Source organism: Marinobacterium aestuariivivens (genome assembly GCF_042661465.1).
GTDB classification, from domain to species: Bacteria; Pseudomonadota; Gammaproteobacteria; order Pseudomonadales; family Balneatricaceae; genus Marinobacterium_A; species Marinobacterium_A aestuariivivens.
The window spans coordinates 953438-973560 of sequence record NZ_JBHSWE010000001.1 but is presented as its reverse complement, the minus strand read 5'-3'; the positions used below and the strand labels follow the sequence as shown (position 1 = coordinate 973560).

Annotated in this window: 19 protein-coding genes and 1 pseudogene; 8 read left to right on the top strand and 12 right to left on the bottom strand. The window is 62.2% G+C overall.

The genetic code is table 11. The features are described 5' to 3' along the window. Positions 1 to 10: 10 nt before the first annotated feature. The 3 genes from ACFQDL_RS05130 to pilB form a co-directional block, all read right to left on the bottom strand. Positions 11 to 829, bottom strand: coding sequence for a prepilin peptidase (locus ACFQDL_RS05130; protein WP_379908101.1), 819 nt, complete (start codon positions 827 to 829; stop codon positions 11 to 13). Positions 830 to 1162: 333 nt separating this feature from the next. Further along, positions 1163 to 2386, bottom strand: coding sequence for a type II secretion system F family protein (locus ACFQDL_RS05125; RefSeq protein ID WP_379908100.1), 1224 nt, complete (start codon positions 2384 to 2386; stop codon positions 1163 to 1165). 317 nt (positions 2387 to 2703) lie between these two features. Continuing rightward, positions 2704 to 4410, bottom strand: a complete 1707-nt coding sequence (gene pilB, locus ACFQDL_RS05120) for a type IV-A pilus assembly ATPase PilB (protein WP_379908099.1) — start codon at positions 4408 to 4410, stop codon at positions 2704 to 2706. A gap of 267 nt (positions 4411 to 4677) precedes the next feature. Here pilB and ACFQDL_RS05115 point away from each other — a divergent pair, with 267 nt between their 5' ends. Further along, positions 4678 to 5196 (top strand): pilin, encoded by a 519-nt coding sequence (locus ACFQDL_RS05115; RefSeq protein ID WP_379912885.1) that lies wholly within the window; start codon positions 4678 to 4680, stop codon positions 5194 to 5196. Positions 5197 to 5440: 244 nt separating this feature from the next. Next, positions 5441 to 5788: a hypothetical protein gene (locus ACFQDL_RS05110; protein WP_379908098.1), complete on the top strand. Its 348-nt coding sequence runs from the start codon at positions 5441 to 5443 to the stop codon at positions 5786 to 5788. 93 nt (positions 5789 to 5881) lie between these two features. Here ACFQDL_RS05110 and nadC read toward each other — a convergent pair. Continuing rightward, positions 5882 to 6719: pseudogene (gene nadC, locus ACFQDL_RS05105) on the bottom strand (carboxylating nicotinate-nucleotide diphosphorylase). Positions 6720 to 6932: 213 nt separating this feature from the next. Here nadC and ampD point away from each other — a divergent pair. The 3 genes from ampD to ACFQDL_RS05090 all read left to right on the top strand — a co-directional run bounded on the left by ampD (position 6933) and on the right by ACFQDL_RS05090 (position 9697). After that, a complete protein-coding gene (ampD, locus tag ACFQDL_RS05100) occupies positions 6933 to 7487 on the top strand; it encodes a 1,6-anhydro-N-acetylmuramyl-L-alanine amidase AmpD (RefSeq protein ID WP_379908097.1) in 555 nt (184 codons plus the stop codon). Beyond that, positions 7484 to 8296 carry a hypothetical protein gene (locus ACFQDL_RS05095; RefSeq protein WP_379908096.1) on the top strand — a complete coding sequence of 271 codons (813 nt, stop codon included), beginning with the start codon at positions 7484 to 7486 and terminating at the stop codon, positions 8294 to 8296. The genes ampD and ACFQDL_RS05095 overlap by 4 nt, the downstream gene beginning before the upstream one ends. A 357-nt stretch (positions 8297 to 8653) precedes the next feature. Continuing rightward, positions 8654 to 9697 (top strand): ABC transporter ATP-binding protein, encoded by a 1044-nt coding sequence (locus tag ACFQDL_RS05090; protein WP_379908095.1) that lies wholly within the window; start codon positions 8654 to 8656, stop codon positions 9695 to 9697. A 198-nt stretch (positions 9698 to 9895) separates the two neighbouring features. On the opposite strand, the gene ACFQDL_RS05085 is transcribed toward ACFQDL_RS05090, so the two are convergent. From ACFQDL_RS05085 to ACFQDL_RS05065, 5 genes are all read right to left on the bottom strand, one after another. Continuing rightward, on the bottom strand, positions 9896 to 10729 hold the full coding sequence (locus tag ACFQDL_RS05085) for an ABC transporter permease (protein ID WP_379908094.1): 834 nt from the start codon (positions 10727 to 10729) through the stop codon (positions 9896 to 9898). Beyond that, entirely contained in the window at positions 10729 to 11409 is a 681-nt protein-coding gene (locus ACFQDL_RS05080; RefSeq protein ID WP_379908093.1) for an ABC transporter permease, read from the bottom strand. The genes ACFQDL_RS05085 and ACFQDL_RS05080 overlap by 1 nt, the downstream gene beginning before the upstream one ends. Positions 11410 to 11615: 206 nt before the next feature. Beyond that, positions 11616 to 12647, bottom strand: a complete 1032-nt coding sequence (locus ACFQDL_RS05075; protein WP_379908092.1) for a Fe(3+) ABC transporter substrate-binding protein — start codon at positions 12645 to 12647, stop codon at positions 11616 to 11618. A 161-nt stretch (positions 12648 to 12808) separates the two neighbouring features. Next, on the bottom strand, positions 12809 to 13099 hold the full coding sequence (locus ACFQDL_RS05070) for a 16S rRNA (uracil(1498)-N(3))-methyltransferase (protein ID WP_379908091.1): 291 nt from the start codon (positions 13097 to 13099) through the stop codon (positions 12809 to 12811). A gap of 32 nt (positions 13100 to 13131) precedes the next feature. Beyond that, positions 13132 to 13524, bottom strand: a complete 393-nt coding sequence (locus ACFQDL_RS05065) for a hypothetical protein (RefSeq protein WP_379908090.1) — start codon at positions 13522 to 13524, stop codon at positions 13132 to 13134. A 316-nt stretch (positions 13525 to 13840) separates the two neighbouring features. Here ACFQDL_RS05065 and phbB point away from each other — a divergent pair, with 316 nt between their 5' ends. Further along, positions 13841 to 14590, top strand: a complete 750-nt coding sequence (gene phbB, locus ACFQDL_RS05060) for an acetoacetyl-CoA reductase (RefSeq protein WP_379908089.1) — start codon at positions 13841 to 13843, stop codon at positions 14588 to 14590. A 149-nt stretch (positions 14591 to 14739) separates the two neighbouring features. Here the strand turns inward: phbB and ACFQDL_RS05055 are convergent, their stop codons facing one another. The 3 genes from ACFQDL_RS05055 to ACFQDL_RS05045 form a co-directional block, all read right to left on the bottom strand. After that, entirely contained in the window at positions 14740 to 16773 is a 2034-nt protein-coding gene (locus ACFQDL_RS05055; RefSeq protein WP_379908088.1) for a DUF349 domain-containing protein, read from the bottom strand. Beyond that, on the bottom strand, positions 16698 to 17549 hold the full coding sequence (locus tag ACFQDL_RS05050; RefSeq protein WP_379908087.1) for a hypothetical protein: 852 nt from the start codon (positions 17547 to 17549) through the stop codon (positions 16698 to 16700). The genes ACFQDL_RS05055 and ACFQDL_RS05050 overlap by 76 nt, the downstream gene beginning before the upstream one ends. 164 nt (positions 17550 to 17713) lie before the next feature. Beyond that, the gene (locus tag ACFQDL_RS05045; protein WP_379908086.1) at positions 17714 to 18145 is read right to left on the bottom strand and encodes a YchJ family protein; all 432 of its coding nucleotides are present in this window, start codon (positions 18143 to 18145) and stop codon (positions 17714 to 17716) included. A gap of 124 nt (positions 18146 to 18269) precedes the next feature. Between ACFQDL_RS05045 and sbcB the strand changes: the two genes are divergently transcribed. Both sbcB and ACFQDL_RS05035 read left to right on the top strand, forming a co-directional pair. Beyond that, positions 18270 to 19730 carry an exodeoxyribonuclease I gene (sbcB, locus tag ACFQDL_RS05040; protein ID WP_379908085.1) on the top strand — a complete coding sequence of 487 codons (1461 nt, stop codon included), beginning with the start codon at positions 18270 to 18272 and terminating at the stop codon, positions 19728 to 19730. Continuing rightward, positions 19730 to 20116 carry a hypothetical protein gene (locus ACFQDL_RS05035; RefSeq protein ID WP_379908084.1) on the top strand — a complete coding sequence of 129 codons (387 nt, stop codon included), beginning with the start codon at positions 19730 to 19732 and terminating at the stop codon, positions 20114 to 20116. Before sbcB ends, ACFQDL_RS05035 begins: the two co-directional genes overlap by 1 nt. Positions 20117 to 20123 lie beyond the last annotated feature (7 nt).

Here is a 20123-nt window from a genome sequence, read left to right as displayed (position 1 = left end):
GGTCCCCAGATCACGGCGATCCAGCCGGCGATGGCGAGGTAGGGGCCGAAGGGCAGGGGTTGGCGGCCTGGTGACGGCGCAGCAGCATCAGTATCAGCGCCAGTATAACGCCGACAAAGGACGACAGCAGGATGATCAGGGGCAGCTGCAGGGCACCGCACCAGGCGCCTAGGGCAGCGAGCAGCTTGAAGTCGCCGTAGCCCATGCCTTCCTTGCCGGTCAGCAGTTTGAAGACCCAGTAGATGGACCAGAACGACAGGTAGCCGATCACGGCGCCCCAGAGTGCCGACTGCAGGCTGGTGAAGACCTCGAAGCTGTTCAGGATCAGGCCGAGCCAGAGCAGCGGCAGGGTGATGCGGTCGGGCAGCAGTTGATGATCGAGGTCGATAAAGGTCAGTGCCAGCAGCGCCCAGCTCAGCAGCATCAGGCTCAGCCCCTGTTCGTTGAGGCCGAACTGCCAGACCACCAGGGCGCTTGCCAGGCCTGTCAGCAGTTCCACCACAGGGTATCGCAGCGGAATCGACGCCGAACAGTTCGAGCACCTGCCGCGCAGCGCCAGATAGCTGATCAGCGGGATGTTCTCGTACCAGCGGATCCTGTGCTCGCAATGGGGGCAGCGGGAGGCGGGTACCGCCAGGTTGAAGGGTGGCGGTTCCTCGTCGGCAGTGGCGCTGTCCTGGGCTTGCGAGGCCATTAGCTGCCATTCCCGCTCCATCATCAGCGGCAGGCGATAGATCACCACGTTGAGGAAACTGCCGACCAGCAGCGAGAAGACAAAGGCGAGGGCGACGGCGGCGATGGGCGTGTCCGCCAGGAATTCGAAATGCATCTGAAGGTTCAGTCCAAGTCCGTGATTGTTGGACGGGGTGGCAGTCTGCTCACCATTTAAGGGTTACGCGTGACGCGTTACCTGTTCGGAGTAATTTGTGAGTTGTTACGTTCTCGGTGTTGTCGAAGGCACGGACCGGAGGGTGGGTAGAGCGATGCAGTACAACCAGCCGAAACGTTTCGCACTCTGTATGGGCAACGCGAAACCCGCCATAGCGGTCGCATTGCAGATCGATTGGTCGCGGTTGGCACCTGGCTGAGCCCGAGCTGATGGGCTTCGCTGCGCTCCGCCCATCCTACAATCATCACGCGTAACCCGTCACCCGTCACCTTCTTACCCCACCACGTTGCCGAGCTGGAAGATGGGCAGGTACATCGCAATCACCAGGCCGCCGACCAGGGTGCCGAGCACGACCATGATCATCGGTTCCATCAGGCTCGAAAGAGCATCGACCGCGTTGTCGACTTCGTCTTCGTAGAAGCTCGCGACCTTGTCGAGCATCGTTTCCAGCGAGCCCGCTTCCTCGCCGATGCCGATCATCTGGATCGCCATATTGGGAAAGATCCCCGTCATCTGCACGGCGTTCTGCAGTGACTGGCCGGTGGAAACCCCGTTGCGGATCTGCAGAATGGCATTGCGGTAGACCACATTGCCGACCGCGCCGGCCGCGGAGTCGAGCGCTTCGACCAGGGGTACGCCGGCCGCAAAGGTGGTGGACAGGGTGCGCGCGAAGCGTGCGATGGCCGCCTTGTGCAAAATCTTGCCGATCACGGGAATTTTCAGGACCGTTCGGTCGACCCAGTTGCGGAATTTTTCCGATTTGCGGTGGGTCGACTGGAACAGATAGCCCGCGAGCGCCAGCAGCAGCAGGGCGACGAACCACCATTTCTGCGCGTATTCGGACAGCGTCACGACAAAGCGGGTAAAGGCGGGCAGATCGGCGCCAAAGCTGACGAAGAGGTCCTCGAATACCGGTACCACCTTGACCAGCAGGATCGCCGTGACCAGTATGCCGACCACCACCACCGCCGCCGGGTAGGTCATGGCCTTGCGGATCTTGGCTTTCAGCGCCTCGACCTTTTCCTTGTAGGAGGCGATGCGGTCGAGCATGGTTTCCAGGGCGCCGGACTGCTCGCCCGCCTTCACCAGGTTGCAGTAGAGATCGTCGAAATGGATCGGGAACTGGGACAGGGCGGTGGAGAAGTCGGTACCGCTGCTGACGCTGTCGCGGACCTGGTAGATCATCTTCTTGAGCTTGTCCTTCTCCGCGCCGTTGGCGACGATCTCCAGCCCCTGGATCAGCGGTACGCCGGATTTCAGCATCGTTGCCATCTGGCGGGTGAAGAAGGCGATATCGAGCGGTTTGATCGCCTTGTTCTTGTTGCTGAAGATCGAGGAGCGTTCCTTGGAAACCTTCTTCGGAATAATGCCCTGGCGCCGCAGGTGGGCCTTGGCCGCCGCCAGGTCGGCCGCATCGAGTTTGCCCTTGGTGGCGTTGCCGCTCTTGTCCTTGCCCTGCCACTCGAAGGTCTTGAGTTCTATCTGTTTTACGGCCATAGATGATCCATCTCTGTTCTGTAGGGTGGAATGAGCTTGCGAACTCCACCAATGAAATGCCGTTACCCGGTGGAGCGCCACCCGGTGGAACGCCACCCGGTGGAGCGTCACTGCAATGTGCCAACCGAAGGCAAGGCGCCTCCGGCGCCTGCGACGGGTTACGCCGCCGCTACAGGTCTGTCGTAATCGGACCGACAGTGCCGCCGGCGGCTAACCCATCCTGCACACTGGCCACGCCTCACGCCTCACGCCTCACGCCTCACGATCAATCAAAGGTGCCGCCTTTGTTCGCAGCGAGGCGCCGCTCCTACACATACTTATGTCACGATTACCCTGTTCATCTCTTCGAGGCTGGTAATGCCCTTGGCGACCTTGATAAGTCCCGACATCCGCAGTGTCTTGAAGCCCTGGGTCAAGGCGACCTTGACGATATCGTGCGAGTTGCCGTTGTTCATGATCACATCGGCGATCTCCCCGCTCATCGGCAGCATCTCGTAGATGCCGACCCGCCCCTTGTAACCGCGATTGCACTTCGGGCAGCCATCCGGGTTGGCTTCGTAGAGTGTAGCCTTTTCCAGCTGTTCCCGGGTAAAGCCTTCTTCGAGCAGCGCGACTTCCGGAATGCTGGCCGGGCGTTTGCAGGATTCGCAGAGCCGGCGCGCCAGTCGCTGGGCGATGATCAGCGAGACCGAGGTGGCGATATTGAAGGCCGGCACGCCCATGTTGCGCAGCCGCGTGAGCGTCTCGGGCGAGCTGTTGGTATGCAGGGTCGAGAGCACCATATGGCCGGTCTGGGCGGCCTTGATCGCGATCTCGGCGGTTTCGAGGTCGCGGATTTCGCCGACCATCACGACATCGGGGTCCTGGCGCAGGAAGGCGCGCAGCGATTCGGCAAAGGTCAGGCCGACCTTGGTGTTGACGTGGACCTGGTTGATGCCCTCGAGGTTGATCTCGACCGGGTCTTCCGCGGTGGAGATATTGCGCTCTTCCTCGTTGAGGATATTGAGACCGGTATAGAGGGTGACGGTCTTGCCGCTGCCGGTCGGACCCGTGACCAGTATCATGCCCTGGGGTCTGGCGAGGGTCGTCAGGTAGGCTTCCTTCTGATCCGGTTCGAAGCCCAGCGCATCGACGCCGATCTTGGCGCTGGCCGGATCGAGGATACGCAGCACGATCTTCTCGCCCCAGAGGGTCGGCAGGCTGTTGACACGGAAATCGATCGAGCGCTTGGCCGAGATCTTCATCTTGATACGGCCGTCCTGCGGCATCCGCCGCTCGGAGATGTCCATCTTCGACATCACCTTGAGTCGCGCGGCAAGACGGGGTGCCAGGTTCGAGGGCGGCTTGGCGATCTCCTGCAGGATGCCGTCGATGCGGCTGCGGATGCGGTAGCTGCGCTCGTAGGGCTCGAAGTGAATATCGGAGGCGCCGTTCTTGATGGCGTCGAGCAGGATCTTGTTGACGAAGCGGACGATGGGCGCATCGTTGGCCGCCTCCTCGGCGGTATCGGACTGTTCCGGCTCGCCCTGGCTGATATCCAGGTTCTCGAGGTCGGCATCGGCCAGGTCGTCCAGGGCGCTGTGCTGGTTGTCGAGGAAGGCGTCGATCATCCGGCGCAGCTTGTCCTCCTCGACGATGACGCCTTCGGTGGTGGTGCCGGTATGAAATTTAATCTCGTCCAGCGCCTGGATATTGGTCGGGTCGGCGATGGCGATAAAGAGGCGGTTCTCCCGCTTCATCAGCGGCAGCGCCCGGTGCTTGCTGATCAGGGCCTCGGAGACCAGCCCCTGGGGCAGGGCCTCGCGGGCGATCACATCGAGGTCGAGCAGCGGCAGGCCGAACTCGTCGGACGCCGCGCAGGCCGCCCGGTGCGCGCTGACCAGGCGCTTCTCGATGATATGACTGATAAAGGGCTTCTGCGCCGCCCGGGCCTGCTGGATCGCATCCATGGCCACCTCGGCCGAGAAGACGCCGTCATTGACCAGCCGCTTGGCCAAACCGCTCAGGGGTTGAAAAGCGTTCACCTTGGCTCCCGGAAAGACCTGTCCATATATTGATTCGGATCAGGATGTAACATAGCACTTGCGTGATTCTTTGAAAATGCCGACTATACTGAACCTTGGTCACTGGGGTGTAACAGATTTGATACGGTTCGGTGCGATCCTGTTAAGGTGGTCCGGACGCATCTGACTGTACTGTAACAGTGCCGGCCGGTCGGGCTCGCCCGATCAAGGAAGACTGAAGAAATGGAAAACTCGCTGGAGACAGAAAAAATGAACAGATCGATCAAGATGGTACAAAAGGGTTTTACCCTGATCGAACTGATGATCGTGGTCGCGATCATCGGTATCCTGGCCGCGCTGGCAATCCCGGCCTACCAGGACTACGTGGCACGAAGCCAAGCGTCTGAAGGTTTAACTATTACTGATGGGATAAAGGTTGCAATTCAGGAGCATTATGCCGATTTAGGGGTATGCCCAAATAACGTAGCTTCTGACGCTACCACATACGGTATCGATGATGATGAAAACATTGACGGCAGTTATGTTTTATCAGTTCAGGTAGGGGCAGATGATGCGTCTGCCGCGTACTGTGGCATGCTCGTAACATACAGAGGCGCTGGTGAGGTGGCTTCTAAGCTCACCGATGAAACTCTTTATGTCGTTGGCAATCTGAATGCTGGTACTGAGGTGGATTGGATTTGTAATGGTGACGGAGGATGGGCGACTGCTCCTGGTGGCATTAGTGGTGATGCAGGTAGTTTGTTAACCACTGCTCCCGAAATCCTTCCTAGTGCATGCAAACCGTAACTAGGGAAATAGGGAACAGACCCCAATTAAGAGCCCCGGCTTTGGTCCGGGGTTCTTGCTTTTAATGACGGCCCTATCGAGTCCATTGGATGGAGGTTCGCGATAACCAAGCGTGCTCCCTTGAAGTACGAGGGAGGCGCACTACGGTCGCCAAACTGTTCACTGTTATCTACAAACTGTAAACTCGTCCATCTCCACCAACGTCTAATTCCCTCCCGCCGCTGTTCACGCCAGACTCTGCTCCATGAAAAGAATAATCCTGATTGCCCTGATTGCACTGTCCGTCGGCGTGACCCTCTACCTGAACCAGCAGCAGGAGTCGGTGCCTGATCCCGTTCGTGTCGCCCTCGAGCAGGAGCTGATGCAGGACCCCCGCTTCCCCGCGCGCCCCGTCTGGTGGCACGAAGGCTCGATTCTGGCCGTCGGCATGATCAACGACGGCGGCAACAAGGATGGCGCGGCCGGGGATGTCTGCAAGCTGCTGCAGGCCAGGGGGCTGAACGAAACGTCAGTGGAAGTCTACGACCTGCTGAGAATTCAGCAGGAGGATGAGTGGAAGCTTATCGGCAAGGCGCCCTGTAGGGTGGAATGAGGGAACCGAATTCCGCCATGAGACCGGGGTACATCAAGTGACGCTGGAATTCACGCCTTCGGCGTTCATTCCACCCTACGTACTTACAACCTCTTAAACCAACCGCATCGACAGATCGACTGCTTGGCAGTGCTTGGTCAGGGCGCCGATCGAGATATAGTCCACGCCGGTTTCGGCGATCCCCTCAAGGTTTCTTCGCTGACGCCGCCGGAGGCTTCGAGCTGGCGCGGCCGGCGGTGGTCTTGACGGCGGTGCGCATGTCCCCGAGGCTGAAGTTGTCCAGCATCACGATATCGGCGCCGGCGGCGAGGGCTTCGTCGAGCTGGGCCAGGGTTTCGACCTCGATTTCGACCGGCTTGCCGGGCTCGTTCGTGCGGGCGGTGCGGATGGCCGCCTCGATGCCGCCGCAGGCGAGGATATGGTTTTCCTTGATCAGGAAGGCGTCGTAGAGGCCGATGCGGTGGTTGAAGCAGCCGCCGCAGGTGACGGCGTATTTCTGCGCCTTGCGCAGGCCCGGCAGGGTCTTGCGGGTATCCAGCAGCTTGACGCCGGTATCCCTGACAAGGTCCGCATAGTGACGGCTGATGGTTGCGGTGCCGGAGAGCGTCTGCAGGAAGTTCAGTGCCGCGCGCTCGGCGGTCAGCAGCGAACGGGCGGCGCCCCTGGCCTCGAACAGCAGCTGATCCGGCTGTACGCTCTCCTCGTCGCTGACATGCCAGCTCAGTTCGACATTCGGGTCGACCTGACGGAAAACCTCGTTGACCCAGTCCTGGCCGCATATGACCGCCTGCTGGCGTGAAATCACCCGGGCATGGCCCTGCTGTTCCTCGGGTATCAGGCGGGCCGTAATGTCACCATCGCCGATATCCTCCGCCAGGGCAATGGCAACGCTTTGCTGGATACTGTCTTTGAGGTTTTCTTCGGTCAGCATGGGATCGGTCTGTTTCGGTTGGCTGTCGAGCTGCGTAATATAACGGAAAGTGCCTAGAGCTAACAGTGTTGGGGGACGGAGTCCCCTTGTTGTAGGAGCCCAGTCTCTGGGCGAACAAATGTGGCACCGAGATCATTCGCCCACAGAGTGGGCTCCTGCAGTGTGCTCCGGCATGGGTTAAATCTGCCCGGCTTTGGAGAAGATGGAATATCGATGCCAGAAGAAACTGCAATCTTGAAGCAGGCCCGTTTCGTGCCGAGTCCGAATTTCAACGAACGTCCCGACGGCGTCGAGATCTCGCTGCTGGTGATCCACAATATCAGCCTGCCGCCCGGCCAGTTCGGCGGCGGCTGTATCGAGCGGTTCTTCTGCAACCGGCTCGACCGGGAGGCCCATCCCTATTTCAGGTCGATAGAGGGGCTCGAGGTGTCGGCTCACCTGCTGATCGAGCGCAGTGGTGAAATCGTGCAGTTCGTGCCCTTCGACAAAAGGGCCTGGCATGCGGGGCGTTCCTCGTTTTGCGGACGTGACAACTGCAACGATTTTTCGATCGGTATCGAACTCGAGGGCACCGACGACGAGCCCTATACCGACCACCAGTATCGGGTGCTTGTCGAGGTCACCCGGGAGCTGCAAGGGCGTTATCCGCGGATTACGACGGACAGGATCCGGGGGCACAGCGATATAGCGCCCGGTCGCAAGACGGATCCGGGGCCTGCCTTCGACTGGGGGCGTTACCGTTCTCTGCTCGGGGAGGCGCTTCCATGAAGTTTCTCGCCATCCTGCTGGCAATGTTCGTCAGCCGGCTCCTGTTTTCGCCCCACAGCCGGCCCTTCAATCCCGGCGCGGGCGCTACCCGGGACCGGCTCATCATCTGGGTATTCCTGTCGCTCTGCCTGGAGTGGGCCCTCTGGCAAAATGCCGGGGTCGGCTATGGTCTGCCGGTTCTGCTGCTCGAGGTGCTGCTGCTGGGCTACTGGCTCGGGCGTTCGACACCGGGCAACCTGCTGCGCGAATACGCCGCTCTGTGGCGTTGCGGGGCCTACGAGGGCGCTTCGCGCCATGCGGAAGCGGAGCTGGGAATGCACCGGCATGAGCGGGCGGATAGGCCGCAGCGTCTGCATTACCGTATCTGCCAGTGCTACCTGCAGCAGCTTCTGGTGACACTCTTCGTACCGTTGTTCTGGTTCTGGCTCGCGGGCATTCCCGGCCTGCTGCTGGCGGTCCTGATGCAGCCCCAGCTCGAGTTGACCAGGCCGTCGAAGCTGGCCTATGCCGTGCAATGGCTGCCGGTGCGTCTGCTCGGGTTCAGTTTCTTTATCGCCGGCAGCGGGGTCGGTGCCTGGGAGGCTCTGAGGCGCAGCAGCCTTCAGCGCAACGATATCCGCTGGCTGTTCCGGATCGCCCTCGGCGCGGTGGGCGACTATGCGGGAAGCTCCGGTCCCGCCGGCAACCTGGCGCAGCGCGGCGCCGATGAAATGGAGGCGCTGCAGCGGCTCAGCGGTCGCGCGCTGCTGCTCTGGCTGCTCTTCATCGCGCTGATGGCGGTGGCCGGACTGGAGACGCGGATATATTGACGGAGTTACCGGTTAAGCGGTACGTGTGACAATACGTAGGATGGGTCAAGCGATGCAACGACACTGTCTTCCAGTTACCTCGCGGCCCGGGCATCGCGGACCCATCATATCGATCGTATTGCAGATCGATTTGTCACCGACGGCACGATAGTCGGCGACAGTCACGGATAACAGCTGAGGCGTTGTCGAATCTATTGATTTAGCTGGGAAATGGTTTCGTTTATCATTGGACTGCGTTGGTTGGGCGCGGCGCGATTCGCTGCGCTCTTGGCGCCCTGCGTAATGCGTCACGCGTCACCTTAAAGAATCACCGGTGATCGGTCGCTGCCACCGAACATCCAGTTCCATCGGAGAAACATGAGTCAGTTGCTGCAAGTCGAGTCGGTCAGTTGTGCCTATCAGAACAGCGTGGTGGTACGTGACCTGTCCTTTGCGGTGGGCGTCGGCGAAATCGCCTGTCTGCTCGGACCCAGTGGCTGTGGCAAGACGACGGTGCTGCGGGCCCTGGCCGGCTTCAATCGGCTCAGGGGCGGTGCCATCCGCATGGAGGGCGAGGTCGTTTCGACACCTGAGCTTGCGCTGGCGCCGGAAAAGCGCCGGATGGGCATGGTGTTTCAGGACTATGCGCTCTTCCCGCATCTGACCGTTTTCGAAAATATCGCCTTTGGTCTGAACGGGGCCGGTCGGGCCGACAAGGGGCGTGCGGTCGCCGAAATGCTGGAGCTGGTGCAGCTGCCCGACCTCTCCAAACGCTACCCCCACGAACTCTCGGGTGGTCAGCAGCAGCGTGTGGCGCTGGCCCGGGCGCTGGCACCCAAGCCCCGGCTGTTGCTGATGGACGAGCCCTTCTCGAACCTCGACACCGAGCTGCGCCGGCAACTCTCGCTCGAAGTGCGGGATATTCTCAAGCATCAGGGTATAGCGGCCATTGTCGTGACCCACGATCAGGAGGAGGCCTTTGCCATCAGCGACCGGCTCGGAATACTCGCCGGCGGTCAGCTGCAGCAGTGGGGACGGCCGGAGACCCTCTATTACGAACCGGCCAATCCTATGGTCGCCGGTTTCGTCGGCAAGGGCAGCCTGTTCGAGGGCATCTGCGTCAGCGAGACCTGTGTCGAGACGGAGCTCGGACTGCTCGAGTTCGCCGAGCCCTTCTGTGCGCCGGCCGGACGGACCGTCAGGCTCTTTATCCGGCCGGCCGACCTGCATCCGGGGAGCGACGGCTCGGTCGAAGCACGCATCCTGACGCGGGAATTCCTGGGTGGACAGACGCTGTACACCCTGGAGCTGCCCAATGGGCGCCGTGTCGAGTCGGAGGTGCGGCAGCAGGCCAACCACAGGGTCGGCGATCAGGTGCGGCTGCAGGTTTCGGTGCACCGGCCGATAGCGTTTTTCGAGTAAAGGGTAATAGGGGGCAAACCCCCATTGGGACTCTGCCGGCGGAGATCAAGGCGCCTGCGGCGCCTATGACGGGTTACGCGGCGCCCGAACCGGGTGCCGGACGGTCGAATCGATCGCCATTGCGCCGCTAACCCATCCTACGGGTCGCGGTGATCGACCGGCTCAGCAGTATCACCGGCAGTACCCCGACCAGCACGATCAGCAGCGCGGCCAGGAGCAGCGCTCCAGCATTTCGTCCGAGGCATACTGGTAGACGAAGGTCGCCAGGGTGTCGTAGTTGAACGGACGCAGGATCAGCGTTGCCGGCAATTCCTTCATGCAATCGACGAAGACGACCAGCATTGCGGTCAGCAGGCCGCCGCGGATCAGCGGCAGGTGTACGCGGAACAGGGTGCCCGAGGCCGTCTGGCCCAGCGAGCGCGACGCCATGTCCATCGAGGGCGTGACCTTCGACAGCGAGCTGTCGACGGCACCGGTCGAGACGGCGAGGAATCTGACCACGTAGGCCAGCACGATGGCGAAGGTGGTGCCACTGAGCAGCAGGCCCGTGGATATGTCGAAGTGGCGGCGCATGAAGGCATCGACGCCGTTGTCGAAGGCCGCCAGCGGGATGATCACGCCCAGCGCCAGCACGGCACCGGGCATCGCATAACCCAGGCTGGAAAAGCGTACGGCGAACTGCAGGCTGCGGTGTTCGCTGTAGAGTCGCCGGGCATAGGCGAGGATGACGGCGATGACGATGGAGAGCACGGCGGCTGTCAGCGACAGCATGAAGCTGTGACCGGCATAGCTGAGGAAGTCCTCGGACCAGAGCTGATCCAGATAGCCGGATGCATACCAGGCCAGCACGCCCGAGGGCAGGATAAAGCCGCACAGGACCGGCATCAGGCAGAACAGGCTGGCTGCCAGCGCCCACCAGCCACGGAGTCGGTCGGGCTCCAGCACGCTGAAGCGGTCCGCGCTGTGGAACTGCTTCTGACGCTCGCGCGCCTTGCGCTCCAGGGTGATCAGCACCACCACGAACACCAGCATCAGGCTCGCGATCTGGGCCGCCCCCCGAGGTTGTACATGTTGAGCCAGGTGTCGTAGATGCCGGCGGTCAGGCTCTTGACGGCGAAGTAGTCGACGGTGCCGAAATCGTTGATGGTTTCCATCGATACCAGCGATACGCCGACCGCGATGGCCGGGCGTGCAATCGGCAGCGAGATGCGCCAGAAGCTCTGCCAGGCATTGCAGCCGAGCAGGCGGCTGGCGTCACGCAGGCTTACCGAGTGTTCGAGAAAGGCGGCCCGGGCCAGCAGGTAGATATAGGGGTAGAGCACCAGCGACAGCATCAGAATGGCGCCGCCGAGGCTGCGGATCTCCGGGAACCAGTAATCGCGCGCGCTTTCCCAGCCGAACAGTGCCCGCAGCGCCCCCTGTATGGGGCCGGCGAACTCCAGCAGATCGGTGTAGACGTAGGCGATCACATAGGCCGGTACCGCAAACGGCAGCAGCAGGGCCCACTCGAACAGGCGCCGGCCGGGAAAGCGGTACATGGTCACCAGCCAGGCACAGCCGACGCCGGCCAGGATCGACAGCAGACTGACGCCGACGACCAGCTGGACGGTGGTGATGACATAGACCGGCAGCACGGTGCTGGCCAGGTGGCCCCAGATGTTTTCGTCCGGAAACAGTGCCAGGTAGAACACGGAGAGAACCGGCAGCGCCACCAGCAGGGCGATGCCCCAGGCCGCGGTATACCAGCCCGCGAGCCGCGGACGGGGAGGCGGGGCGGGCTGCAGACCAGGCGGCTGGCGGTGTCAGAGTTCATGGGCATTCCAAACGACAAAAACGACAGCCGGCAAGGCTATCGTTATATTGAGGCGATGTCGACAACCGGCCGTGGCGGCCGGTTGTCGGCAGAAGCGGTCGTGAATCAGTTGTCGAAGCCAACCTTGTCAACCAGCTTGGAGGCCACTGCGCGCAGCGGGCCCAGCTCCTGAAGGTTGATGGCGTCGCCCTTGAACTCGCCCATGTACTCCTCGATCAGTGCCGAGCGCGGGGTGCCCGGGCGTACCGGGAACTCGGAGTTCACTTCGGCGTAGATCTTCTGGGCCTTCTCGCCGCTCAGGAACTCCAGCAGCTTGACGGCGTTGTCACGGTTCGGCGCGTGCTCGGTCACGGCAGCCCCGGAAATGTTCATGTGCGCGCCGCGATCATCCTGGTTCGGGAAGATCAGATTGACGGACTGAGCCCACTCCTTCTGCTCGGGCTGCTCCTCGTTGGTGAGCATCTTGCCGAAGTAGTAGGAGTTGCCCAGTGCCAGGTCGCAGACGCCTTCCTTGACGGCCTTGACCTGGGCACGGTCGTTGCCCTGGGGCTTGCGGGCCAGGTTGTTTTTCAGATCCTCGAGCCACTGCTCGGCCCAGGCCTCGTCGTGATGGGCGATCATCGACGCGAACAGGGACAGGTTGTAGGTGTGCTTGCCGCTGCGGGTGCAGATGCGGCCTTTCCATTTCGGGTCGGCAAGGTCCTCGTAGGTCTTGATCTCGCCTTCCTCGACGCGATCCTTGGACGCGTAGATGATGCGGGAGCGGGCCGTCAGGCCGAACCAGCGATTTTCGGGGTCGCGGTAGTGGGCCGGGATATTCTGGTTCAGCACCTCGCTTTCGACCGGGCTGACCAGGCCCTTCTCGACCGCATCGTACAGCGGGCCGACTTCGGCCGTCAGCAGAAGGTCGGCCGGCGAGTTGCGGCCTTCATGTTCGAGACGCTCCAGCAGGCCCTTGTCGGCGGTCACCAGATTGACTTCGATACCGGTTTCCTTGCTGAACTCCTGCAGCAGCGGCTCGATCAGGAAAGCCTGGCGATAGGAGTAGATGTTCACCTCTTCGGCTGCCATGGCAAAAGGCGCGGTACCGGCGAGGCTGAGGGTGGCGGCGGCGAGCAGGGTCCTGGTGTTTTTCATCCGATGACTCACTTGATCCGAAGGTGATTGTTTTCGCAAAGAGTAATGCGAACAATTCTTAATAATCCGCCGAGCGCTGTCAAGGGGGATGAGTATTATTCTCAATAAAAAGGCGCCGAAGTCTTGACCGGGATCAGGGTTTTGAATCGTTACGCGTCAGATCACACAGGCGGAAACAGTCGGGCGAGCAGCACCGGTACGGCCGTTTCGACCCTGAGAATGCGTTGGCCGATATGGATTGGCATTAATCCTGCTTCACGCAGTTTGCCCACTTCGTAGGCGATGAAGCCGCCCTCGGGGCCGATTGCCAGGGTGGCCGGTTCCGATGCGCTGTCGGGGCAGGGGGCTGCGTCGTAGGGGTGGGCCACCAGGGCCCGGGTGCCGGCGGCGATGGCCGGCAGCTCGTCTTCGACGAAGGGCTTGAAGCGCTTGCGCTGCTGCACCTCGGGCAACCGGGTATCGCCTGCCTGTTCCAGTCCGAGAATCAGCTGTTCGCGAATGCTTTCGGGCTGCAGCAGGGGGTCGACCAGTAGCTTTTGTCGACCCGGTAGGAGTTGATCAGATAGAGGCGTTCCACGCCCATGGCCGCGACGGTCTGCAGCGTGCGCTTGAGCATTTTCGGGCGCGGCAGCGCCAGAATCAGTGTCAGTGGCAGTCTTGGCGGAGGCGCCTGGTCTAAGCTGATTTCCAGCTCGACGGAGGTTGCGTCGACGCTCGTGACCCGCCCCCGGCCGGTCTGGCCATCGAGCCTGCCGACCCTCAGCGACTCTCCGACTTCGGGCCGGTGGACGTCGCGGATGTGGGCAAAGCGTCGGTCGCTCAGGCGGGCCCTGGAGGGCGCGACAAAATCTTCGTCAAGCAGCAGGATCAGGTTCATTGTTGGAGTCGGAGGAAAAAGAGGCGAAGTATACCAGATGGGCAGGGCGCGGAAGCTTAATCGGCAGACAGCCAGTTGCATGTAGACAGCAAAAAGAGATCAACGCCACTCGCCACTCAGTTGCTGCACTGCGGTGGTGCAGGGTCCTGACGAGTGTCACATAACGGTAAAATTTGACCGGTATCGTGCCGGACTCGGTTGATTTAAGGACTTCGATGGTATTATCGTCAAGTGGTCCAGGGTATGGGCGGGCGATTACAGAAAACTATTACAAATCGTCAGAAAAAACGGAAATTGAGATTTAGGGGATGCAAGCATGAGCAAGAAAATCGCGTTCGTCACCGGTGGTACCGGTGGCCTGGGTACCTCGATCTGCCGCTCACTGGTGGACGAAGGCTTTACCGTTGTCGCGGGTTACTACAGTGGCGGCAAGCACGAAAAGGCACAGGCCTGGCAGGAGGCTCAGCGCAAGGACGGCTACGAGATCGAAATCGCCTACGGTGATGTCACCGATGCGGACTCCTGTGCCAAGTGTGTTGCGGCTGTCGAAGAGAAGCTCGGCGCCAGTATCGATGTGCTGGTCAACAACGCGGGCATTACCCGTGACGGCCAATTCAAGAAGATGTCCTGGGAGCAGTGGGACGAAGTGCTGACGGCCAACCTGGATTCGATGTTCCACATGACCCGTCTGGTGATCAACGGCATGCTCGACAAGGGCTGGGGCCGTGTCATCAATATTTCCTCGGTCAATGCCCAGAAAGGCCAGTTCGGCCAGTGCAACTACTCTGCAGCCAAGGCCGGTATCCACGGCTTCACCAAGGCGCTGGCGCAGGAAGTCGCGCGCAAGGGCGTGACCGTCAATACCGTATCGCCGGGCTACATCAAAACCGAGATGGTCGCCAAGATCGCCCAGGATATCCAGGACAAGATTACCAGCACCATTCCGGTGGGCCGCTTCGGTACGCCGGAGGAGATCGGTCGCCTGGTCGCCTTCGTGGCGGATGAGGAATCCAGCTACATCACCGGCGCAGACCTGTCGATCAACGGCGGCCTGCACATGTCGTAAAGACGGCTGCACGCTGCAGGAAACAAAAAATCCCGCTTCGGCGGGATTTTTTTGGAGAAGTTAACAGTTAGGAGCTAACAGTTTACAGAAAAAGAATTCTGTCCACTTCACTTACAGCAACCCTTCCAGATGCCCGTAAAAACGCCCGGTCAGCTCCGGGTGGCGGCGGGCGAGGGGATGCAGCGCCACTCGTACTCGAGGCGCTGCAGGTCGCTCAGGCGGGTCGTCTGGCTGTGTTGCTCCAGGGCCTGCTGCAGGCGCTGCATCTGGTACTCGAGCCGCAGGGCCTGGTCTTCGTCCGGTGACGGCAGTCCGAGGGCAATTTCGAGCTGGATGCAGAGCTGGCGCAGGCGCTCGCCCGCCGCTTCGGTGAGCTCCGGCAGCAGGTCCGGCTCCTGCAGCGTCTGCAGAACGAGCTGGTAGCGTTGCTCGATGAGTTCGGAGAACTCGCTGCTGCAGGCCGGCAGTGCGCGCCAGTTCTGCTGCAGTTCTGCCAGCGGTTCGCTGTCTTCGCTGTCGGCGCCGAGCAGGGATTCCAGCTCGTCACAAAGTCCGGCACGGCGCTCCAGTGCCTGCAGACCGGCAGATGCCTGCAGCTCTTCGAGTTCGCGGCACTGGCGGGCCAGCTGCTCCGCTGCCTTGTCGAAGCGACGTGCAAACGAGGCGCAGAACGCCTGGTCGAGGCCGTCGAAGGTCTCCCGGGCCTGCGCCAGGGCGGTGGCGATGGTGGTCCTGCCGACGACCCTGTCGAGAAGCTGCTCCAGCTGCTGGCAGGCGCTTTCGGCCTGCTCGCGCTGCTCGTCCTGTTGCTGGCGGTGCTGCTGCTGACTGTCGCTCAGGCGGGCAAAAATACTGTCGCAATGGCTGCGGAACTGTTTCCACAGGCGCTGCTCCTGGTTGCGATAGGTTTTGCCGGCGGCTTTCCATTCCTGCTGCAGCTGCCTGGCATCCCGGGCGGCCTGGTGCGGATCTTCCGCGTCGCACAGGGCGGCCGTGCGGGCGACCAGGTCGCGTTTCAGTTCCAGGCATTGCTGGAAATGCCCCTGGAGCCGGCCATCCAGCTGCTGCAGCAGGCCATTGAAACGCTGCTGCAGTTCCTTGCCGGGGCCGCGATCGACCGGCGAGTAGTGTTTCCACTCCTGCTTGGCGGCGCGGCTGATGGTTTCGATGCCTTTCCAGTCGGGCGCGTCCCAGTCGATGCTGGCGATATAGGTCTCCAGCTGCTCGCAGATGATGCCGCGCTGTTTGAGGTTTTCCCGCCGCTGTTCGCCCAGCGCCAGAAAATAGTCCTCGCAGGGGGCATAGGCGCGATCGGAGGCTTCCTTGAAACGACGCCAGAGTGCCTGGGAGTGGTAGGCGTCGGTGCTGTCGAGTTCCTTCCACTGCTGCTGCAGCCGTCGGATGGCTTCGGCCCGCTCCGGCGTCGGCAGCTCGCTGTCGATCAGGGCTTCCATATCTGCACAGAGCTGCTCCTTTTTCGGCGTCACGGCGAATCCCTGCCAGTCCCTCAGTTCCTGCAGCTGGGCATGCAGCTGCCTGAAGCGCTGATCCAGGGCGCCGGCGGCCTGGCCGTTGAGCAGCTCCAGTGCGTCCGCGGCGCGCTGGTGGTGTTTGCCTGCCTGTTTCACATGGCCTTCGGCAATGGCCTGTTCGAGGCTGTCGAGCTGCTCCTGCAGCGATTGCTGCAGAGCCCGGGACTGCTGGTTGAGCGCCTGGCGGCGGCTGTCGATTTCGCGCAGCCGCTTCTCCGCCCGCTTCAGACTTTCCGGTCGTGACAGGCCGTCAGGCCAGTTCACCCGCTGCAGCAGGCTTTCGAGCTGCTGTTGCTGCTTGCGAAGCTTGCCGGGGCCGGCGTCATCGACCGGTTGTGCCAGCAGCCTGTCGAGCTGCTCCGCGATTTTCTCCTGTGCATCGGCACTGGCGGCAAGCTGCTCCAGACGTCCGAGAAGAGGGGCCGGAGTACCGGTATCGCCGTCGAATTCGCCATGGGGCAGCGCCTGCCACTGCTGCAGCCACTGTTCCGCCGTACATTGCAACTCGCTGTAGTCGAAGTTGCCTTCGGCGACCGACTGGCGGCACTGCTGTTCGAGGGTTTCGAGCTGCTCGATCAGTGCCGAGCGTGCCTGTCGGTAGGCGTTCTGTTGCTGCTGCCGGCGTTCGCGTGCTTCGGTTTCGGCCTGCACGGCAGCGGCACGCTCCGGCAGCGTGCGACCGCCTGACGGTAACGGCTGTCGAGGTCGTCCTGGCCAGGTTCGAGTTTCTGCCATTCCTGGCCCAGGGCGTCGATGCGGGCGGCATATTGCGGCAGCAGTTCCCCTTGCGCCAGTTGTTCGAAGCGCTCAACCAGCTCGAGCCGGCGGGCGCGGAGTTCCTCCAGTGCGCGCGCTGCGTCGCGCATCTGCTGGAGTTTGTCCCGGGTGATGCGGTAAACCGCCTTGTCGCGCTGGCGTACCTTGCGCCCGATACGCTCCAGCACCTCTTCGGCTTCCAGCCGCTCGGCGGCCAGACGGCGTGTCTGGGCGCTCTGGGCGTTGAGCGCCAGCACTTCCAGGTTGCTTTCGTCCCTGACCTTTGCCACGGCGGCCTGCTGCAACTGAGCCTGCTGACTGTGAAGGGCGATATGGGTCAGCAGATCCTGGTCCTGTATGCCCTCGATACACCTGAGACGCTGTTCGGCGGACAGGTCGCTGTGGGCATCGGTAATCAGCTCGCAGAGATGTTCGGATGCGCTGTGACGAATGGCCGGGTCCAGTTCGCTTGCGAGCAGGCGCAGCAACGGTTCCGGGCGGATCAGGCGCGCCAGCGCCGCCTTGCGCACCTCGATGTTCTGGTCCGTCTGAGCGAGTCGGGAGAGAATTTCCTGCTGCTCGGGGTTGTCCGCCAGCATCCTGCTGATGGCGCGTATCCGTACGTCCGCCTTGTTGCTTTGCCATTTAGGCCGGAAGAACTTCGCAAACATCGTAAGGGGAGTCCCAGTTAGGATTGAACTGCTCGCAAGAGAGGGGCTTCCAAGCGAAAGCCCGCTATTCTACCGGCCCGGGCACGGGCAGGGAAAGAGTTGACATCCGGTCAAAAGTGTATCGCGCCTGAATCGGTGCCGGGTTCCGTTGCCGGTCGTGCCATTCAGGCCCGCGCGACCTCCACATCGCCATCGACATAGACCCAGCGGCCCTGCCCGTCGCGGCGAAAGCGGGAGCGTTCGTGCAGCTGGCCTTTTTCGGCCGGCGTTTCGAAGCTGGCGATGAATTCGACTTCCCCGCGTCTGGCTCCGGGGCCGCCGGCCCGGCAATCGACAATGCGCAGGCCCGTCCAGACCGTTGCCTGCATCTGCTCGGCCAGCAGGGCGGCTTCGTCCGGGTGGCGCTTTTCCGGTGCCAGTGTTTCGACCAGGTAGTCGGGCAGGCCGAGGGCGAAGGCGGTATAGCGCGAACGCATCAGGGCCTCGGCGGTGGCCGCCGGTCGCAGGCCGCTTATCGCCGGCTCGCAACATTGCCGGTAGGGCTTGTGACTGCCGCAGGGGCAGGGTTGTTCGCGGGTCTCGTCGTTCTGCAGCATACTGGGTTCCGGAGATTGGGCGTCCACGCTGGCCGGCTGTGGATCGGCAGTGTTAGGATTTTGGGGCAGGCCCGCCTGGGGCTGTCCCTATCTTATTCTCGAGCTGTCCATCAGGGAAACTTTGATGTCTGTCACCGCAACGCCGACCTTCTTCTGGCATGACTACGAAACCTTCGGTGCCGACCCGAAACGGGACCGGCCGGCCCAGTTTGCCGGTATCCGCACCGACGAGGCGCTGAACATCATCGAAGAGCCGGTGATGTTCTACTGCAAGCCCGCCGAAGACGTGCTGCCCAATCCCGAGGCCTGCCTTATCACCGGCATCACGCCGCAGCAGGCCCTGAACGAGGGCATCTGCGAAGCCGAGTTCGCGGCCCGGGTGCTGGCGGAACTGGGACGTCCGGGCACCTGTGGCGTCGGCTACAACAGCATCCGCTTCGACGACGAGGTCACCCGCTATACGCTGTACCGCAATTTTTACGACCCCTATGCGCGGGAGTGGCAGAACGACTGCTCGCGCTGGGACATTATCGACATGCTGCGTCTGACCCGGGCCTTGAGACCCGAGGGCATCGAGTGGCCCACGTACGGGGACGGCACGCCGAGTCTGCGGCTCGAGGACCTGACCCGGGCCAACGGCATCGATCATGGCCAGGCCCACGACGCCCTTTCCGATGTTCATGCCACCATCGGTATGGCGCGACTGGTGCGCGAGCGTCAGCCCAAGCTGTATCAGTACGTGGTGCAGAATCGCGGCAAGCGCGCCGTCCAGGCGATGCTCGACGTGCCGCGCATGAAGCCGGTGCTGCATGTTTCGTCCCGCTATCCGGCCGAGTGGGGCAACCTGGCCATCGTCGCGCCGCTGGCCACCCATCCGGTCAACCGCAACAGCGTCATTGTCTGGGATCTGCGTGTCGACCCGGCACCGCTGTTGCAGTTGCCGGCCGCCGAGGTTCGGCGTCTGCTCTATACCCCGGCCACCGAGCTGGAGGAGGGCGAGCCGCGTCTCGCGCTGAAACAGCTGCATATCAACAAGTGTCCGGTCGTCGCGCCCGCCGGGATGCTCAATAAGGCCGAGGCCGGGCGACTGCAGATCGATGGCGATGTCTGCCGTGCCCATTTGCAGATGCTTCGAGGGTTCGACGGGCTTCAGACGCTGCTGGCCGAGGTGTTCGGCGAGAACGATTTCGATACGCCGTCGGATCCGGACCAGATGCTCTACAGCGGAGGCTTTTTCGGCGAGGCGGACAAGGCGGCGATGACACAGATCCGCAACTGTGCACCCGAAGCCCTGGATGAGCTGCAGCTGGCCTTCCAGGATCCGAGGCTCGAGGAGATGCTGCTGCGCTACAAGGCGCGCAACTATCCCTTCACCCTGACCGACGAAGAGCGTCAGCACTGGGAAGAGTACCGCCGGCGCAAGTTGCTGGGGCCGGACAATGACGGTTATCTGACGATGCCGCAGTTCTACGACCGTCTCAACAGCCTCTACCAGGCGCCCGAGTGCACCGACGCCCAGCGGCGCATTATCGAGGAGCTGAACGTCTATGCCGAGGCGATCTATCCGATGGAGGGACTCTACTGATGTGCGGCTGCAGGCTGGCGCTGCTGCTGGCTTGCCTGGCCCTGCCGCTCGGGGCCTCGGAGGTGCTGCAATACGAGGTCACGGCTGCGGATGGTTTTTCCCGCGGGGCGGTGAAAGGCAGCGACGTCTACGAAGGCAAGGCGCGTGGCAGTCTCGATAACGAGCCCATGCACGAGGTCGCGCCGGTCGGTGCGCCGGAACGTCTGCCTGCGCCGGCCGTGATCCCCTTTTCGAACCCGCCCGAGGTCCGGGAGGTGCGCATCGAGAAGGAGGCCCTGCCCGCGCCCTTGTCGGGCGAGGACAGGGTCTTCGAGGAGATCCGGCAGGCACCGCCGCTCGAGCGTTGCCTGATGATGGACGGCGAGGAATGCGATCTCGAGATCTAGCGGAGTG

Excerpts from the sequence above, each read along its gene's own strand:
- ACFQDL_RS05130 (WP_379908101.1), bottom strand. The coding sequence starts at position 829 with ATGCATTTCGAATTCCTGGCGGACACGCCCATCGCCGCCGTCGCCCTC.
- ACFQDL_RS05125 (WP_379908100.1), bottom strand. The coding sequence starts at position 2,386 with ATGGCCGTAAAACAGATAGAACTCAAGACCTTCGAGTGGCAGGGCAAG.
- ACFQDL_RS05115 (WP_379912885.1), top strand. The coding sequence starts at position 4,678 with ATGGTACAAAAGGGTTTTACCCTGATCGAACTGATGATCGTGGTCGCG.
- ACFQDL_RS05110 (WP_379908098.1), top strand. The coding sequence starts at position 5,441 with ATGAAAAGAATAATCCTGATTGCCCTGATTGCACTGTCCGTCGGCGTG.
- ampD (WP_379908097.1), top strand. The coding sequence starts at position 6,933 with ATGCCAGAAGAAACTGCAATCTTGAAGCAGGCCCGTTTCGTGCCGAGT.
- ACFQDL_RS05095 (WP_379908096.1), top strand. The coding sequence starts at position 7,484 with ATGAAGTTTCTCGCCATCCTGCTGGCAATGTTCGTCAGCCGGCTCCTG.
- ACFQDL_RS05090 (WP_379908095.1), top strand. The coding sequence starts at position 8,654 with ATGAGTCAGTTGCTGCAAGTCGAGTCGGTCAGTTGTGCCTATCAGAAC.
- ACFQDL_RS05085 (WP_379908094.1), bottom strand. The coding sequence starts at position 10,729 with ATGCTGGTGTTCGTGGTGGTGCTGATCACCCTGGAGCGCAAGGCGCGC.
- ACFQDL_RS05075 (WP_379908092.1), bottom strand. The coding sequence starts at position 12,647 with ATGAAAAACACCAGGACCCTGCTCGCCGCCGCCACCCTCAGCCTCGCC.
- ACFQDL_RS05065 (WP_379908090.1), bottom strand. The coding sequence starts at position 13,524 with ATGAACCTGATCCTGCTGCTTGACGAAGATTTTGTCGCGCCCTCCAGG.
- phbB (WP_379908089.1), top strand. The coding sequence starts at position 13,841 with ATGAGCAAGAAAATCGCGTTCGTCACCGGTGGTACCGGTGGCCTGGGT.
- ACFQDL_RS05050 (WP_379908087.1), bottom strand. The coding sequence starts at position 17,549 with ATGTTTGCGAAGTTCTTCCGGCCTAAATGGCAAAGCAACAAGGCGGAC.
- ACFQDL_RS05045 (WP_379908086.1), bottom strand. The coding sequence starts at position 18,145 with ATGCTGCAGAACGACGAGACCCGCGAACAACCCTGCCCCTGCGGCAGT.
- sbcB (WP_379908085.1), top strand. The coding sequence starts at position 18,270 with ATGTCTGTCACCGCAACGCCGACCTTCTTCTGGCATGACTACGAAACC.
- ACFQDL_RS05035 (WP_379908084.1), top strand. The coding sequence starts at position 19,730 with ATGTGCGGCTGCAGGCTGGCGCTGCTGCTGGCTTGCCTGGCCCTGCCG.